Raw genomic sequence first — 14,208 nt, 5'->3', positions numbered from 1 at the left:
TAGGGCTAGTAGGACACCTACCGCTACAGCCGGCTTTGGAGGCGCCGCACACCGCTGTGCACGCACTGGCTTCGGCAGCCATATGCCGAGAACGATGGAGGACACCATGTCACCCCGGCTCGACGCATCGCATACCCCGGTCGCGACGTCGACACCCCCACCGGAACAACTGGATCATCCCATCGACGCCCTCGACACCTTCGAGGGACTCCCGGAGATCCCCCCGTACGACGAGATCGGCCCGGTCGACGCGCGGGCCCTGTCCAAGACCCTCTTCGAGCGCCTCGAGTCGCTGGAGGAAGGGACGCACGAGTACGCGTACGTCCGCAACACCCTCGTCGAGCTGAACCTCGCGCTCGTCAAGTTCGCCGCCTCCCGCTTCCGCTCCCGCAGCGAGCCGATGGAGGACATCATCCAGGTCGGCACCATCGGCCTGATCAAGGCGATCGACCGCTTCGAACTGGCCCGCGGGGTGGAGTTCCCCACCTTCGCGATGCCGACCATCATCGGCGAGATCAAGCGTTTCTTCCGCGACACCTCGTGGTCCGTGCGCGTGCCGCGCAGACTGCAGGAGCTGCGCCTGGACCTGGCCAAGGCCGGGGACGAACTGGCGCAGCGGCTGGACCGCGCGCCGACGGTCGCGGAACTGGCCGAGCAGCTCGGCATCTCCACCGACCAGGTCGTCGAGGGCATGGCCGCCTCGAACGCCTACACCGCCTCCTCGCTGGACGCCCAGCCCGAGGAGGACGATACGGAGGGCGCGCTCGCGGACCGCATCGGGTACGAGGACCACGGCCTCGAGGGCATCGAGTACATCGAGTCGCTCAAGCCGCTGATCGCCGGGCTCCCGCAACGGGACCGGAAGATCCTCTCCCTGCGTTTCGTCGCGAACATGACCCAGTCGGAGATCGGTGAGGAGCTCGGCATCTCCCAGATGCACGTCTCCCGGCTGCTGTCGCGCACGCTGGTACGGCTGCGCAAGGGGCTGACGCTCGAGGAGTGACCGGCCCCCGGCCGCGGTGACACCACCGGAGCGGCCCGGCCGTCGGTGCCGGGCCGCTTCCGCGTGTGTGCCGTGGCCCACCTCGCCGGGTGCGCGGGTATCCACGGTCCGTGCGGCCATTCCCGGATTTCCGCCCCCCTTGGGGGCCAACTCGCCCCGGCGTCCCAACCGTTATGCGGTTACCCGCGGAAACCTCTTTTCCCGGCCGTCCCCCTCGACCACTATGGCCCCCCATGCCGGCCCGGTAGGCCGGACCGGGGCCGTAACGGCGCGGCCGCCCGGTGGTGCGAGGAGGCGGGACGATGGCTCAGGGGGACGGGGCCGCAACGGACGGGACCGACGCGGGCGGGACCGAGGCGGGCGGGGAGTACGAGCACGTACCCGACGCCCGGCTGACCGAACTGCTGCGCTCCCCCGCCGCGACGGCGTACCCCGCGCTGCAGGAACTGCGCCGCCGGCACCACCCGGCGGTGCTGGCCTACGCCCGGCTGTGCGCCGCGAGCGAGTCCGCCGCCCGCCGGCTGGCGGCCGAGGCCGTCACCGCGGCGGCCCGGGAGACGGCCCGAGGGGTCGAGCCGGCCGTTCCGCTGCGCCACCGGCTCCTGCTGCTGGCCGCCGGGCTGGCGGCCGGCTGGGCCCGCGACGAGCGCTCCGCCGGCGTCGACCCCGGACTGCTGCTCGTCCTGAACACGTCCGGCCTCCCCGACGGCCCCACCCCGTCCCTCCTCCCCGCCTTCCAGTCGCTGCCGTCCCGCACCCAGGGCCTGATCTGGTACGGCGTACTGGAGGAGGAGCCGCAGGAGCGGACCGCCGCCCTGCTCGGGCTGAACCGCGCGGACGTGGCCTACGGCAGCCCGCAGGCCCTCAAGGCCCTGTCCCAGGCCTGCCTGCGCCGACGCCTCGCCGCCTCCGACGACCCGCGCTGCGCCGACTTCCGGCGGCTGATCGAGGAGGCGGTACGGCCGGACGGGCCGCGCCACAGCGCCGACCTGGACGCCCACATGGCCCGCTGTCCGCACTGCACCGCCGCGTTCGAGGAGCTGCGGGCCCTGCGGGACGCGCCCCGGCAGACCCTGGCGGAGGGCCTGCTGCCGTTCCGCGGAACGGCGTACCTGCGCGCCGAGGAGCCGCCGGCCGTCCCCGGTCCGCCTGCCGTACGGGCGGCCTGGCCGCCTGGGCGCCGTGCCCTGCTGGCCTCGGCGGCCCTGGGTGTGGCCCTGACCCCGCTGCTGGTGTTCCTGCTCACCCCGGCGCACGGCGACGCCCAGCAGCCGACGGCCGCCACCCCCACGCCTCCCCCGGTGACGGTGACGGCGACGGTCTCCCTCACCCCGTCCCCGACGGCCTCCCCCACGAAGCCCCCGTCGAAGTCTCCCTCGAAGTCCCCTTCCGCGACGCGGAGTACGGTCCGCCCGGCGACCACACCCCCGCCGCCCCGGCACACCACCACCCCCCGGCCGACCCCCTCCTTCGCACCCCCCGGCACCTCCTTCGCCCAGGTGGTGAACCTGGCGACGGGCCGCTGCCTGGACATCCGCGACGGCGACCTGTCCGAGGGCAACGACGTCGTCACCGCCCCCTGCTCCTCCGCCGGCACCCAGCGCTGGCGCTTCGACCCCTACCTGGGCGTGCTGCGCTCGGGAGCCGACGACCACTTCTGCCTGGACAGCCGGGGCTCGGTGGACCGGGGCGTCGGCATCTGGGAGTGCGACGCGGTCTACGGCGACAACGGCGACAACCTGCGCTTCACCATCGACCCCGACGGCACGGTCCGCCCGGACATCGCCATCGAGACGGCGGTGACCCCGGCCCGCCGGTACGGGGTGGTGCTGCAGCCGCTGGACGGCAGCGGCGACCAGCGGTGGCGGGCCGGGGCGAGGTGAACGACGGACCGCCCCTCACACCACCCGCACCCCGCGCCGCCACACCCCGGTCACCAGCGGGACACCCGGGCGGTACGCCAGGTGGACGTGGCTCGGGGCGTCCAGGAGCGTGAGGTCCGCGTAGGCGCCGGGGGTGAGGTGGCCGACGTCGGTGCGGCGCAGGGCCGCCGCGCCGCCCGCCGTGGCCGACCAGACCGCCTCGTCGGGCGTCATCCGCATGTCGCGGACGGCCAGCGCGATGCAGAAGGGCACGGAGGAGGTGAAGGAGGAGCCGGGGTTGCAGTCCGTGGACAGGGCGACCGTGACGCCCGCGTCCAGCAGGCGGCGCGCGTCCGGCCACTGGGCACGGGTGGAGAACTCGGCGCCGGGCAGGAGCGTGGCCACCGTGCTGCCGTTCGCCAGGGCGTCCACGTCCGCGTCCGTGAGGTGGGTGCAGTGGTCGGCGCTGGCCGCGTCCAGCTCGACGGCCAGCTGGACGCCGGGGCCGTAGGAGAGCTGGTTGGCGTGGACGCGCGGGTGCAGGCCCTTGGCCTTGCCGGCGGTCAGGATCGCGCGGGCCTGGTCTCCGTCGAAGGCGCCCTTCTCGCAGAACACGTCGATCCAGCGGGCGTGCGGCGCGCAGGCGTCCAGCATCTCGCCGGTGACCAGGGCGACGTAGGCGGCCGGGTCGTCGGCGTAGTCGGGGGAGACGATGTGCGCGCCGAGGTAGGTCACCTCGTCGGTGTGCTGCGCGGCGATGCGCAGGGCGCGGGACTCGTCCTCGACGGTCAGGCCGTAGCCCGACTTGGTCTCGAACGTCGTCGTGCCCTGGCGCAGGGCCTCGTCGAGGTAACGGGTGAGGTTCGCCTCCAGTTCCGCGTCCGTCGCGGCGCGGGTGGCCGCGACCGTGGTGCGGATGCCGCCGGCCGTGTACGAGCGGCCGGACATGCGGGCGTTGAACTCCTGCGTGCGGTCCCCGGCGAAGACCAGGTGCGAGTGCGAGTCCACGAAGCCCGGCAGCACCGCCCGGCCGCCCGCGTCGACCCGGTTGTCAGTGGCGGGTGCTTTGCTGGATTCACCGGTCCACGCGACGCGGTCGCCGTCGATGACGACGGCCGCGTCCTGGATCAGACCGAGAGGGGAGCCGTCACCCAGGGAGGGGTCGTTGGTGACCAGCGTGGCGATGTTGGTGATGACGGTGCTGCTGCTCATGGTGTCGTCCTCGTGGGGGTCGGCGGTCCTCAGCCGCGCAGGGCTTCGACGGCGGCGGCCAGGGCCCGCGGCACGTCCGGTACGAGCGTGTGCGCTCCGTCGCGTACGACGTGCCGGCCGCCCACGACCGTATGCCGTACGTCCGCCGCGCCCGCCGCGAATACGGCCGTCTCGGCGCCGAGGCGCGGCACCGGTCCCGCTGTTCTGACGGAGTCGAGGGCGACGGTCGTGAAGTCGGCCAGCGCCCCCGTCTCCAGGGCGCCCGCCTCGTCCCAGCCCAGGGCCGCGTGACCGTCCGCCGAGGCCGCGCGCAGCAGGGCCGCGGCCGTCCAGTGCCCCCGGGTGCGGGTGCGCAGCCGCTCGTTCAGCTCCATCGCGCGCGCCTCTTCGAGCAGGTCGATGACGGCGTGGCTGTCGGAGCCGAGGGACAGCGGTGAGCCGGCCCGCTGCAGGGCGACGGCCGGGCCGATGCCGTCGGCGAGGTCCCGCTCGGTCGTCGGGCACATGCAGGTGCCGGTGCCGGAGCGGCCGAGCAGGGCGATGTCCTCGTCGGTGAGGTGGGTGTTGTGCACACCGGTGGTGCGCCCGCCGAGGACACCGTGGTCGGCGAGGAGCCGGGTGGGCGTGCAGCCGTGCGCGGCGAGGCAGGCGTCGTTCTCGGCGGTCTGCTCCGACAGGTGCACGTGCAGCGGCGCCCGCCGCTCCTCGGCCCACCCGGCGACGGTCGCCAACTGGCCGGCCGGTACGGCCCGTACGGAGTGGATCGCCGCCCCGATCCGCGCGTGGTCCCGTTCCTTGAGGACCGCACAGCGTTCGGCCCAGGCCTCCGCGCTGCCGTCGGAGAACCGCAGCTGGTGGGTGTTGGGCGGCTCGCCGAAGCCGGCCGACACATAACAGGTGTCGAGGAGGGTGATGCGGATGCCGGCCTCGGCGGCGGCGTCGATCAGCGCCTCCCCCATGGCGTTGGGGTCGGCGTAGGGGGTGCCGCCGGGCGCGTGGTGCACGTAGTGGAACTCGCCGACACCGGTGATGCCGGCCAGGGCCATCTCGGCGTACACCGCGCGCGCCAGGGCGTGGTAGGTGTCCGGGGTCAGCCGGTCGGCGACGGAGTACATCACCTCGCGCCAGGTCCAGAAGGTGCCGGAGCCGACCTGGACGGTGCCGCGCAGGGCCCGGTGGAAGGCGTGGCTGTGGGCGTTGGCGAGCCCCGGCAGGGTGAGCCCGCGCAGTGCCTCGGCGCCGGGCGGCGGGGTGGCGACGCCGGTGCGGACGGCGCTGATCCGCCCGTCCGCGACCTCGAGCACGACCCCCGGCTCGACGTTCGCGCCGAGCCAGGCGTGCTCCAACCAGTAGGTCCGCTCGGTCACCTGCAGGCCAGCCCTTCCAGTACGTCGGCGAGCGCGTGCACCCCGGCCACACAGTCGTCCTCGGCGGCGAACTCGGCCGGGGAGTGCGAGACACCGGTGGGGTTGCGCACGAACAGCATGGCGGTCGGAATGGTGCCGGAGAGGATTCCGGCGTCGTGTCCGGCCCCGGTCCCCAGGACGGGTACCTTCAGGCCGGTGTCCTTGCCGAGGATGCGGCCGAGTTCGTCGCGCAGCGCGTGGTCGAACTCCACGACCGGGGTGAAGGACTCGCGCACGACGTCCAGGTCGATGCCGTGGGCGTCGGCGTAGGCGCGTGCGGCCTTCTCCACGCCCCCGACCACCGTGTCCAGGGTCTCCTGGTCGGCGGCGCGGGAGTCGAGCCAGCCGCGCACGAGGGAGGGAATCGCGTTGACCCCGTTGGGCTCCACCGCGATCTTCCCGAAGGTGGCGACGGCACCGGCGAGTTCGGCCTCGCGGCGGGCGGCGAGCACGGTCTCGGCGTAGGAGAGCATCGGGTCGCGCCGGTCGGCCAGCCGGGTGGTGCCGGCGTGGTTGGCCTCGCCCCGGAAGTCGAACCGCCAGCGGCCGTGCGGCCAGATGGCACTGGCGATGCCCACCCGGTCCCCGGACAGGTCCAGGGCCCGTCCCTGCTCCACGTGCAGTTCGACGAAGGCTCCGATCCGGGCCAGCCGCTCCGGGTCGGCCCCGATCCCCTCGGGGTCGTATCCGGCGGCCTCCATGGCCTGCGGGAGGCTGACCCCGTCCCCGTCGGTGAGCCGGTGCGCCTGCTCGACGCTCAACTGCCCGGCGGTGAGCCGGGACCCGACACAGGCGAGCCCGAACCGGGCCCCCTCCTCGTCGCCGAAGTTGACGATGGCCAGGGGCCTCGCGAACCGCACTGCCCTGCCGCGCAGCTCGTCCAGCGCGGCGAAGGAGGACACGACCCCGAGGGGCCCGTCGAAGGCCCCGCCGTCCGGGACGGAGTCCAGGTGCGACCCGGTGACCACCGCGTCCCCGGCCGCCGGGTCCCCGAGCCAGGCCCACTGGTTCCCGTTCCGGTCCAGCTCGTACGTCAGCCCACGGGCTTCGGCCTGCTCCTTGAACCAGGCCCGGCAGTCGGCGTCGGCCCCGGTCCAGGCGTAGCGGCGGTAGCCGCCGGAGTCGGGGTGCCGGCCGATCGGGAGCAGCTCGCGCCACATCTCGTGGAAGGAGGCACCGGCCCGAGCGGCGGACGGCGACGAGAGCCCGGCCCCCACCGGACCGCTGCCGCTCGGCTCAGCAGAGCGCTGGGTCACGCCTCGTCACCCTCACGCATCGGCACCCGCACCCCGCGCTCGGCGGCGACCGACTCCGCGATGTCGTACCCCGCGTCCACGTGCCGGATGACACCCATGCCCGGGTCGTTGGTGAGCACCCGGCGGATCTTCTCGCCGGCCAGCTTCGTCCCGTCGGCCACGGAGACCTGGCCGGCGTGGATGGAGCGCCCCATCCCCACGCCGCCACCGTGGTGGAGGGAGACCCACGACGCACCGGAGGCCACGTTGACCATCGCGTTCAGCAGCGGCCAGTCGGCGATCGCGTCGGACCCGTCGAGCATCGCCTCGGTCTCGCGGTACGGCGACGCCACCGACCCGCAGTCCAGGTGGTCGCGGCCGATCGCCAGCGGAGCCGCCAGCTCACCGGAGGCCACCATGTCGTTGAAGCGCTCGCCGGCCTTGTCGCGCTCGCCGTAGCCGAGCCAGCAGATGCGCGCGGGCAGACCCTGGAAGTGGACGCGCTCGCCGGCCATCTTGATCCAGCGGGCCAGGGACTCGTTCTCCGGGAACAGCTCCAGGATCGCCTTGTCGGTCTTGGCGATGTCGGCGGGGTCGCCGGACAGGGCGGCCCAGCGGAACGGGCCCTTGCCCTCGCAGAAGAGCGGGCGGATGTAGGCGGGCACGAAACCGGGGAAGGCGAACGCCCGGCCGTACCCCGCCAGCTGGGCCTCGCCACGGATGGAGTTGCCGTAGTCGAAGACCTCGGCACCGGCGTCCATGAAGCCGACCATGGCCTCCACATGACGCGCCATGGACTCCCGCGCACGCGTGGTGAAGCCGGCCGGGTCCTTCGCGGCGGCGTCGGCCATGTCCTCGAAGGCCACGCCGACCGGCAGGTAGGACAGCGGGTCGTGGGCGGAGGTCTGGTCGGTGACGATGTCGATGGGGGCGTTCATCGCGAGGAGCTGCGGGACCAGCTCGGCGGCGTTGCCGAGGACGCCGATGGACAGCGGGCGGCGGGCGTCACGGGCCTCGGTGGCCAGCTGCAGCGCGTGGTCGAGGGAGTCGGCCTTCACGTCCAGGTAGCGGTGCTCGATGCGGCGCTCGATGGCGCGGGGGTCGCAGTCGATGCAGAGGGCGACGCCGTCGTTCATCGTCACGGCGAGGGGCTGGGCGCCGCCCATGCCGCCGAGGCCGGCCGTGAGGGTGATGGTCCCGGCGAGGGTGCCGTTGAACTTCTTCGCGGCGACGGCGGCGAAGGTCTCGTAGGTGCCCTGGAGGATGCCCTGGGTGCCGATGTAGATCCAGGAGCCGGCGGTCATCTGGCCGTACATGGTCAGGCCGAGGGCCTCCAGACGGCGGAACTCCTCCCAGTTGGCCCAGTCGCCGACCAGGTTGGAGTTGGCGATGAGGACACGCGGGGCCCACTCGTGGGTCTGCATCACGCCGACCGGGCGGCCGGACTGGACCAGCATGGTCTCGTCCTGCTTGAGGGTCCTCAGCGTGCGCACCATGGCGTCGAAGGAGCGCCAGTCACGGGCGGCCTTGCCGGTGCCGCCGTAGACGACGAGCTTGTCGGGGTGCTCGGCGACCTCGGGGTCGAGGTTGTTCTGCAGCATGCGCAGGGCGGCTTCCTGCTGCCATCCCAGGGCGCTGAGTTCCGTGCCGCGCGGTGCTCGTACGGGGCGGGGTCCCGACATCGTCTGCCTCCTCCTGTTACTACATCTATTCACATCCTGCATTCCTGAATAGAACTAGTCAATACATCGGGGCGCACCCGTCCGCGCGCCGCCGGTGTTTGGCTGGATGTACGCGAGGACGGGCACGACGGGACACGAGGGGAGAGGCCGTGGAGCAGGACATCCGGACGCGGGCCGCCGAGGCACGGGAGCGCGCCGCCCGGCGGGACATGGCGGTGCGGGCCGCCGTCGAGCAGGGGCTGCTGGGACCGGACGCCGCCGTCGTGGGACTGCTGGACGTGACCGGGATCCGGGAGTCGGCGGCGGCTCTGCGGGCGGCGTTCGACGCGGTCCTGCCGCCCGGGACGCCGGTGCTGCACGCCTTCGCGGTGAAGGCGACCCCGCTGGTGCCCGTGCTGCGGCTGCTGCACGAGGCGGGCATCGGCGCGGAGGTGGCCAGCCCGGGCGAGCTGGCGCTGGCCCGCGCGGCCGGGGTGCCGACCGGCCGGACCGTGCTGGACTCGCCCGCCAAGACCCCGGCGGAGCTGCGCGAGGCGCTGGCGCTGGGGATCGCGGTGAACGCCGACAATCCGCAGGAGCTGGACCGCCTGGACACCCTCGTCCGGGCCGCGCCCAGCCGCTCCCCGCTCGGCATCCGGGTGAACCCGCAGATCGGCGGCGGCACGATCGGGGCGACCTCGACGGCGACCGGGACCTCGAAGTTCGGGGTGGCGCTGCGCGACGAGGGGGCGCGCGAATGGGTCGTGCGGGCGTACCTGGACCGGCCGTGGCTGACCCGGCTGCACGCGCACACCGGCTCGCAGGGCATCCCGCTGCCGCTGCTGGCGCGGGGCGCGGCGGAGGCGTACGCGCTCGCGGAGGAGATCAACGAGAGGGCCGGGCGGCGGCAGATCGACACGCTCGACATCGGCGGCGGACTGCCGGTGAACTTCGCGGCGGAGGCGACGGCGCCGTCGTACGCGCAGTACGCCCGGCTGCTGGCCGGACAGGTGCCGGGGCTGTTCGACGGGCGGTACGGGCTGGTGACCGAGTTCGGGCGGTCGCTGCTGGCCAAGCACGGCACGGTGGTGGCCCGGGTGGAGTACGCCAAGAGCGCGGGCGGGCGGCGGATCGCGGTGACGCACGCGGGCGTGCAGGTGGCGACGCGGACCGTGTACGCGCCGGGGGTGTGGCCGCTCAGGATCGGCGCGTACGACGCCAAGGGACGGCCGAAGCCGGGTCCGGAGGTGGTGCAGGACGTGGCCGGGCCGGCCTGCTTCTCGGGCGACCTGCTGGCGGAGGGCCGCGCGCTGCCACTGCTGGAGCAGGGCGACTACGCGGCGGCGCTGGACACGGGCGCGTACTACTTCGCCCACCACTACGCCTACAACTCCCTCGCCCGGCCCGGCATCTACGGCTTCGCGCCGGACGGTTCGGGAGGGGTCGCCTTCGCCACCGTACGGGAGCCGCAGACGGTCGCCGAGGTGGTGGCGGAATCCGGCGGGGCGCACGCGCCCGCGCTCACCACCCTCAGGGCGCCCGGGAGCCGTTGACCCACCCCCGGCACCTTCGAACAAATGGGTCAACACGTCTGAGGGCACACGTCAGTTGACCCACACTAGTACGCCGGACGCATGTTCCACCGGAAATTGCCAAAGGCTCCCACTTCCGCGCGCACGGTGCGTAGTGTCACTGTCACTCAGCCGGAGGCCCAGGCGGGAGGGAACCCACGGTGCCCGGAATCGACGAGTGCCTGCTGGAAGCGATGCGGTTGCCCGGTGCGCGGGGAGCGGCACTGGTGGACTGGACGAGCGGACTGGCGCTCGGCACGGTCGGGGAGGCGCCCGGCGGCGATCACGAGACGACCGCCGCCGAGGCCGCCGAACTGGCCCGGATGGCCGCCGAGCACGGAGCCTTCGCGGCCCACGGGGACGGGCACCCGCCCGTCGAGGACGTGCTCGTCAGCAACCACGACAGCTACCACCTGCTGCGGTTCGTGGACACGTCCTTCGACAGCAGCGTCTTCCTGCACCTGTGGCTCGGCCGCGAGGAGGGCAATCTCGCGCTCGCCCGGATCCGGCTCGGCGAGATGGCTGCCCGGCTGGTGCTGGGATGACCGTGGTGCAGACACCTCCGCCGCCGCTGCCCGTGCGGGACAAGTCGGCCCCCCGGGCGCTGTCGCCGATGCTGACCCGGCTCGCCGAGGAGCGGGCCACCGGCGTCCTGGTGCGCGAGCACGGCACCCTGCACCTCGCCGAGGGCCGGGTGGTGCACGCCGAGAGCCCCCTCGCCCCCGGCCTCGACGTGCTCCTCACGGCCCACGGCACCCTCGCGACCGCCGCCTGGCAGCGGGCCGCCGACCGGGCCGCCGGCCCGCTGCAGGCCGCCGAACTCCTCCTGGAGTCCGGGCTGTTACCGTCCGGCGCGCTGGAGCTGTGCCATCTGGACGCGCTGTACGACGCCGGGTACTTCACACTGGCCCCGAGCAGCACCCCGGGACACTTCCGGTACGACAACGCGCCCCGCATCGGCCCGCTGCCCTCGGTCCCGGTCGTTGCCCTGGAACGGGAGACGCTGCGCCGCCGCCTGATGCTGCACCGGATGTGGCCGGACCCGGCCGCCGACAGCGCCCCGCTGATCCGCGCGGACCCGGCCGCCACCGCACCCGTCACCCCCCGGCAGCGGGCCGTCCTGGACCGTGTGGACGGCGTCCGCACGGCCACCGCGATCGCCCGGAACCTGGGCCGGCAGGCCTTCCACACGCTGGTGGACGTACGCCGGCTCGCGGCGGCCGGCCAGGTCACCCCCCTGGCGCCCGTCGTCATGGAACCCGTCCCGCCGCCCCTGACACCACCCCCGGTCACCGACCCCGACATCGCGCTGCTGAAGAGGCTCAGGGATGCGCTGGAGGCGCTTTGAACGGCACCGCCCCGCCGAGAGGAGAGAGCTGATGGTGTCCGAGGAGGACCTCCAGGCCGTCCTGGACGAGCTGCACCGGCTGCGCACCCGGGTGCCGCAGCTCACCGGCGCCCTGGCGGCCGGCGTCGACGGACTCGTCGTCGCCCACGACACCCCCGGAGTCGACCCGGAGGGCCTGTCCGCGCTCACCGCGGCCTCCCTCGGCGTCGCCGTGCGGGTCGCCGACGCCACCGGCAACGGCGGCCTGCGGGAACTGCTGGTGCGCGGCGAGCGCGGCTACGTCGCCACGTACACGGCCGGCCGCACGGCCGTACTGACCCTGCTCGCCGAAGGCCGGGTCAACGTGGGCCGGCTGCACCTGGAGGGCCGCCGGGCCGGCGCCCGCATCGGGGAGCTGCTGGACGCCGCCGAGGCCGCCGCCCGGGAGACCCGCCGGCCCACCCGGCCGCTGGGCGCCGTCAGCACCCCGCCCCCGACCCGTACCCGCACCGCCCGCGCGCCCCGCACCACGGCCGCCGAGGCGCGCACCGCGACCGACAGCTGATTCGAACCCTTCCGTTCCGAAAGGATCACCATGGCCAACACCGAGACCGCCCTGAAGGAAGCCCTCACCTCCATCGAGGGCGCCACCGGCGTCGCACTCGTCGACTACACCAGCGGAATGGCGCTGGGCACGATGGGCGGCAGCAAGGCCTTCGACCTGAACGTGGCCGCGGCGGGCAACACCGACGTGATCCGCGCCAAGATGCGCACGATGGAGATGCTGGGCCTCAAGGGAGAGATCGAGGACGTCCTGATCACGCTGTCGGACCAGTACCACCTGATCCGCCTGCTCAAGAGCCGCGGCGGCAACGGCCTGTTCCTCTACCTGGTCCTCGACTCGTCCCGGGCCAACCTGGCGATGGCCCGGCACCAGCTGAAGAAGATCGAGGAGGAGCTGGAGGTCTAGTCAGACGACGGCCGCGGTACGGCGGCGGGCCCCGCCCGGGGCCGCGTCGCCGGCCGCGATGCCCGTACCGCGCAGGCCCTTCACGGACCTGCCCGCCGGGCCCCCGCCGCGCCGGTCGAGCCAGTCGACGCGCACCCACAGCAGCGTCTCCCCGGCCCGCTCCCGCCGCCCGATCCAGGCGGCCTTGAGCCGCAGCCCGGTGCCGAGGCCGGCCAGCAGCATGCCGCCGGCCGCGGGCACGGCGAAGGCCGAGCCGAGCGCGGCGGCACAGGCCAGCAGCAGCCACCAGCGGTGCCCCCGGCGCCAGGTGCGCACGGTCACCGCACGGTCCTGCAGCACGTCGTACTTGCCCGCGCGGGTCGCACCGCGAGCCAGGGCGCCGTACCGCCGGCGTCGTACGAGCGCCATGGCGGCCGCTGCCACGAGGAACAGCGCGGCCCCGGCGAGCACCCCGATCCGGCGCCCGGTCACCCCCTGGGGCAGCACACCGATCCCGGTGGCGAACACCCCGGACCACCACAGCGGTGCGGCCCCCGCCCGTACGACGACGGCCACCCGGGCCAGTCCCTGTCCTCCGCGCGCCACGTCAGCCTCCCGTGTCACGTGCCCGCAAACAAAGCCTCGCCGGGAACCTAGTGGCAGAACGTGAGACGAATCTGAGAGCACACGCGGAAGACGGCCGGTCACTCCACGAACAGACCCCGGGCCGCCGCCTTCGCGTCGAACTCCTCCAGCCGGGCCTGCGCCTGCGGCAGGTCGTCGCAGACCGCCTCCAGCAGCACCCGCCCGAGCAGCATCGGCGCGCACGCGGTGTCGAAGGCGAGCCCGGTGCCGACGGCGGCGGGCAGCAGCAGATCGGAGTACTTGGCGACCGGGGCGAACGCGGAGTCGGCGACCGTGACGGTCGTCAGGCCCATGTCCTTGGCGTAGGCGAGGGTGTCGACGACCTCGCGCGGATGCCGGGGCAGCGCGAAGCACAGCAGCGCGGAGGCGCCGGCGCGGACGGCCGCGTCGATCCGGTCCTGGATCATCGTGCCGCCCTCGTTGAGCAGCCGGACGTCCGGGTGCACCTTGGCGGCGAAGTAGGCGAAGCCGTACGCCTGGGAGGCGGCGGCGCGCAGGCCGAGCACCGGCAGCGGACGCGATGCGGCCAGGATCCGGCCGGCCCTCTGCACCGGGCGCGGGTCGGCCAGCAGGTCGGCGAGGTGCCTCAGGTTCTCGATCTCGGCCTCGACGGCCTGCTGGTACTCGTTGAAGGCGCCCGCCCCGGCGGCCGGTTCGGCCGGTACGACCTCGCGCAGGTGCTTGCGCAGCGCCGGATAGCCGTCGAAGCCGAGCGCGACGGCGAACCGGGTCACCGACGGCTGGCTGACCCCGGCCAGTTCGGCCAGCTCCACGCTGGACAGGAAGGGCACGTCGGCGGCCCGCCGCACCATGCTGTGCGCGATCCGGCGCTGGGTCGGCGTGAGCCGGTGCCCTTCGAAGAGCGCCTGCAGCCGGTTGGCGGGGCTGTCCGTCATGCCCGTCGCCCCGGTACTCCTGTCCACGCTCATGACGCGCTCCCCCTCCAGATGTCCGTGAACCGGTCGAGCAGTGCGGCCGCCGCCGTCACGTCGTCCGTGAGCGGCCGGTCGGCCGGATCGTGACGGTACGCACCGCACGCGCGCGGGGTCTGCCGCGCGGCGTTCCGGTGGGCGCCGACGCCGGTGGAGCGGCCGTGGACGCGCCGGGTGGCGGCGGTCGGCCGGGCGGCGTTCCAGGAGTGCTCCGCGGGCCGCGGCGCGTCGGCCCCGGGGACCGGGTGCGCGGCACCGTCGGCGAGCCGTACGGCGTCCTCGACGCCGAGCCCGTCCCCGTCGACCACGCCCGTCGCGGCCCGCAGGGGCGGCACGGACTCCGGCGCGTCCATGATGCGAGACGACATCAAGCCCAAACTCCCCTCACCCCGACATCCGATCCTG

General features: G+C 73.9%; 14 protein-coding genes. 7 read left to right on the top strand and 7 right to left on the bottom strand.

Features of this window, described 5'->3' with window-relative positions:
* Positions 1-106 precede the first annotated feature (106 nt).
* Complete coding sequence (locus tag ACWC94_RS02740; RefSeq protein ID WP_450794531.1) at positions 107-1,003, top strand: RNA polymerase sigma factor SigF; 897 nt, start codon at positions 107-109, stop codon at positions 1,001-1,003.
* A 302-nt stretch (positions 1,004-1,305) separates the two neighbouring features.
* On the top strand, positions 1,306-2,886 hold the full coding sequence (locus ACWC94_RS02735) for a ricin-type beta-trefoil lectin domain protein (RefSeq protein ID WP_450794530.1): 1,581 nt from the start codon (positions 1,306-1,308) through the stop codon (positions 2,884-2,886).
* A gap of 15 nt (positions 2,887-2,901) precedes the next feature.
* On the opposite strand, the gene hutI is transcribed toward ACWC94_RS02735, so the two are convergent.
* The 4 genes from hutI to hutU all read right to left on the bottom strand — a co-directional run bounded on the left by hutI (position 2,902) and on the right by hutU (position 8,400).
* On the bottom strand, positions 2,902-4,077 hold the full coding sequence (gene hutI / locus ACWC94_RS02730; protein WP_450794529.1) for an imidazolonepropionase: 1,176 nt from the start codon (positions 4,075-4,077) through the stop codon (positions 2,902-2,904).
* 29 nt (positions 4,078-4,106) lie between these two features.
* On the bottom strand, positions 4,107-5,444 hold the full coding sequence (locus ACWC94_RS02725; protein WP_450794528.1) for a formimidoylglutamate deiminase: 1,338 nt from the start codon (positions 5,442-5,444) through the stop codon (positions 4,107-4,109).
* Complete coding sequence (locus ACWC94_RS02720; protein ID WP_450794612.1) at positions 5,441-6,643, bottom strand: allantoate amidohydrolase; 1,203 nt, start codon at positions 6,641-6,643, stop codon at positions 5,441-5,443. Before ACWC94_RS02720 ends, ACWC94_RS02725 begins: the two co-directional genes overlap by 4 nt.
* Positions 6,644-6,735: 92 nt before the next feature.
* Positions 6,736-8,400 (bottom strand): urocanate hydratase, encoded by a 1,665-nt coding sequence (gene hutU / locus ACWC94_RS02715; RefSeq protein WP_450794527.1) that lies wholly within the window; start codon positions 8,398-8,400, stop codon positions 6,736-6,738.
* 209 nt (positions 8,401-8,609) lie between these two features.
* Between hutU and ACWC94_RS02710 the strand changes: the two genes are divergently transcribed.
* The 5 genes from ACWC94_RS02710 (at position 8,610) to ACWC94_RS02690 (ending at position 12,247) form a co-directional block, all read left to right on the top strand.
* Complete coding sequence (locus ACWC94_RS02710; protein WP_450794611.1) at positions 8,610-9,932, top strand: diaminopimelate decarboxylase; 1,323 nt, start codon at positions 8,610-8,612, stop codon at positions 9,930-9,932.
* Positions 9,933-10,111: 179 nt separating this feature from the next.
* A complete protein-coding gene (locus tag ACWC94_RS02705) occupies positions 10,112-10,495 on the top strand; it encodes a hypothetical protein (protein ID WP_450794526.1) in 384 nt (127 codons plus the stop codon).
* Complete coding sequence (locus tag ACWC94_RS02700) at positions 10,492-11,298, top strand: transcriptional regulator (protein WP_450794525.1); 807 nt, start codon at positions 10,492-10,494, stop codon at positions 11,296-11,298. The genes ACWC94_RS02705 and ACWC94_RS02700 overlap by 4 nt, the downstream gene beginning before the upstream one ends.
* Positions 11,299-11,329: 31 nt before the next feature.
* Complete coding sequence (locus tag ACWC94_RS02695) at positions 11,330-11,842, top strand: roadblock/LC7 domain-containing protein (RefSeq protein WP_450794524.1); 513 nt, start codon at positions 11,330-11,332, stop codon at positions 11,840-11,842.
* Between the two features lie 30 nt (positions 11,843-11,872).
* Positions 11,873-12,247: a hypothetical protein gene (locus ACWC94_RS02690; RefSeq protein ID WP_450794523.1), complete on the top strand. Its 375-nt coding sequence runs from the start codon at positions 11,873-11,875 to the stop codon at positions 12,245-12,247.
* Here ACWC94_RS02690 and ACWC94_RS02685 read toward each other — a convergent pair whose 3' ends face one another.
* The 3 genes from ACWC94_RS02685 to ACWC94_RS02675 form a co-directional block, all read right to left on the bottom strand.
* Positions 12,248-12,832 carry a hypothetical protein gene (locus tag ACWC94_RS02685; protein WP_450794522.1) on the bottom strand — a complete coding sequence of 195 codons (585 nt, stop codon included), beginning with the start codon at positions 12,830-12,832 and terminating at the stop codon, positions 12,248-12,250. It lies immediately after the preceding gene.
* A gap of 98 nt (positions 12,833-12,930) precedes the next feature.
* Complete coding sequence (locus tag ACWC94_RS02680) at positions 12,931-13,800, bottom strand: MurR/RpiR family transcriptional regulator (RefSeq protein WP_450794521.1); 870 nt, start codon at positions 13,798-13,800, stop codon at positions 12,931-12,933.
* On the bottom strand, positions 13,797-14,171 hold the full coding sequence (locus ACWC94_RS02675) for a hypothetical protein (protein WP_450794618.1): 375 nt from the start codon (positions 14,169-14,171) through the stop codon (positions 13,797-13,799). Before ACWC94_RS02675 ends, ACWC94_RS02680 begins: the two co-directional genes overlap by 4 nt.
* Between the last annotated feature and the right edge of the window lie 37 nt (positions 14,172-14,208).

Source organism: Streptomyces sp. NPDC001135 (assembly GCF_053598395.1).
The sequence above is the reverse complement of the archived record's forward strand: the minus strand, read 5'-3'. Positions and strand labels throughout refer to the sequence as shown.

Excerpts from the sequence above, each read along its gene's own strand:
- ACWC94_RS02740 (WP_450794531.1), top strand. The coding sequence starts at position 107 with ATGTCACCCCGGCTCGACGCATCGCATACCCCGGTCGCGACGTCGACA.
- ACWC94_RS02735 (WP_450794530.1), top strand. The coding sequence starts at position 1,306 with ATGGCTCAGGGGGACGGGGCCGCAACGGACGGGACCGACGCGGGCGGG.
- hutI (WP_450794529.1), bottom strand. The coding sequence starts at position 4,077 with ATGAGCAGCAGCACCGTCATCACCAACATCGCCACGCTGGTCACCAAC.
- ACWC94_RS02720 (WP_450794612.1), bottom strand. The coding sequence starts at position 6,643 with ATGTGGCGCGAGCTGCTCCCGATCGGCCGGCACCCCGACTCCGGCGGC.
- hutU (WP_450794527.1), bottom strand. The coding sequence starts at position 8,400 with ATGTCGGGACCCCGCCCCGTACGAGCACCGCGCGGCACGGAACTCAGC.
- ACWC94_RS02710 (WP_450794611.1), top strand. The coding sequence starts at position 8,610 with ATGGCGGTGCGGGCCGCCGTCGAGCAGGGGCTGCTGGGACCGGACGCC.
- ACWC94_RS02700 (WP_450794525.1), top strand. The coding sequence starts at position 10,492 with ATGACCGTGGTGCAGACACCTCCGCCGCCGCTGCCCGTGCGGGACAAG.
- ACWC94_RS02695 (WP_450794524.1), top strand. The coding sequence starts at position 11,330 with ATGGTGTCCGAGGAGGACCTCCAGGCCGTCCTGGACGAGCTGCACCGG.
- ACWC94_RS02690 (WP_450794523.1), top strand. The coding sequence starts at position 11,873 with ATGGCCAACACCGAGACCGCCCTGAAGGAAGCCCTCACCTCCATCGAG.
- ACWC94_RS02680 (WP_450794521.1), bottom strand. The coding sequence starts at position 13,800 with ATGAGCGTGGACAGGAGTACCGGGGCGACGGGCATGACGGACAGCCCC.
- ACWC94_RS02675 (WP_450794618.1), bottom strand. The coding sequence starts at position 14,171 with ATGTCGTCTCGCATCATGGACGCGCCGGAGTCCGTGCCGCCCCTGCGG.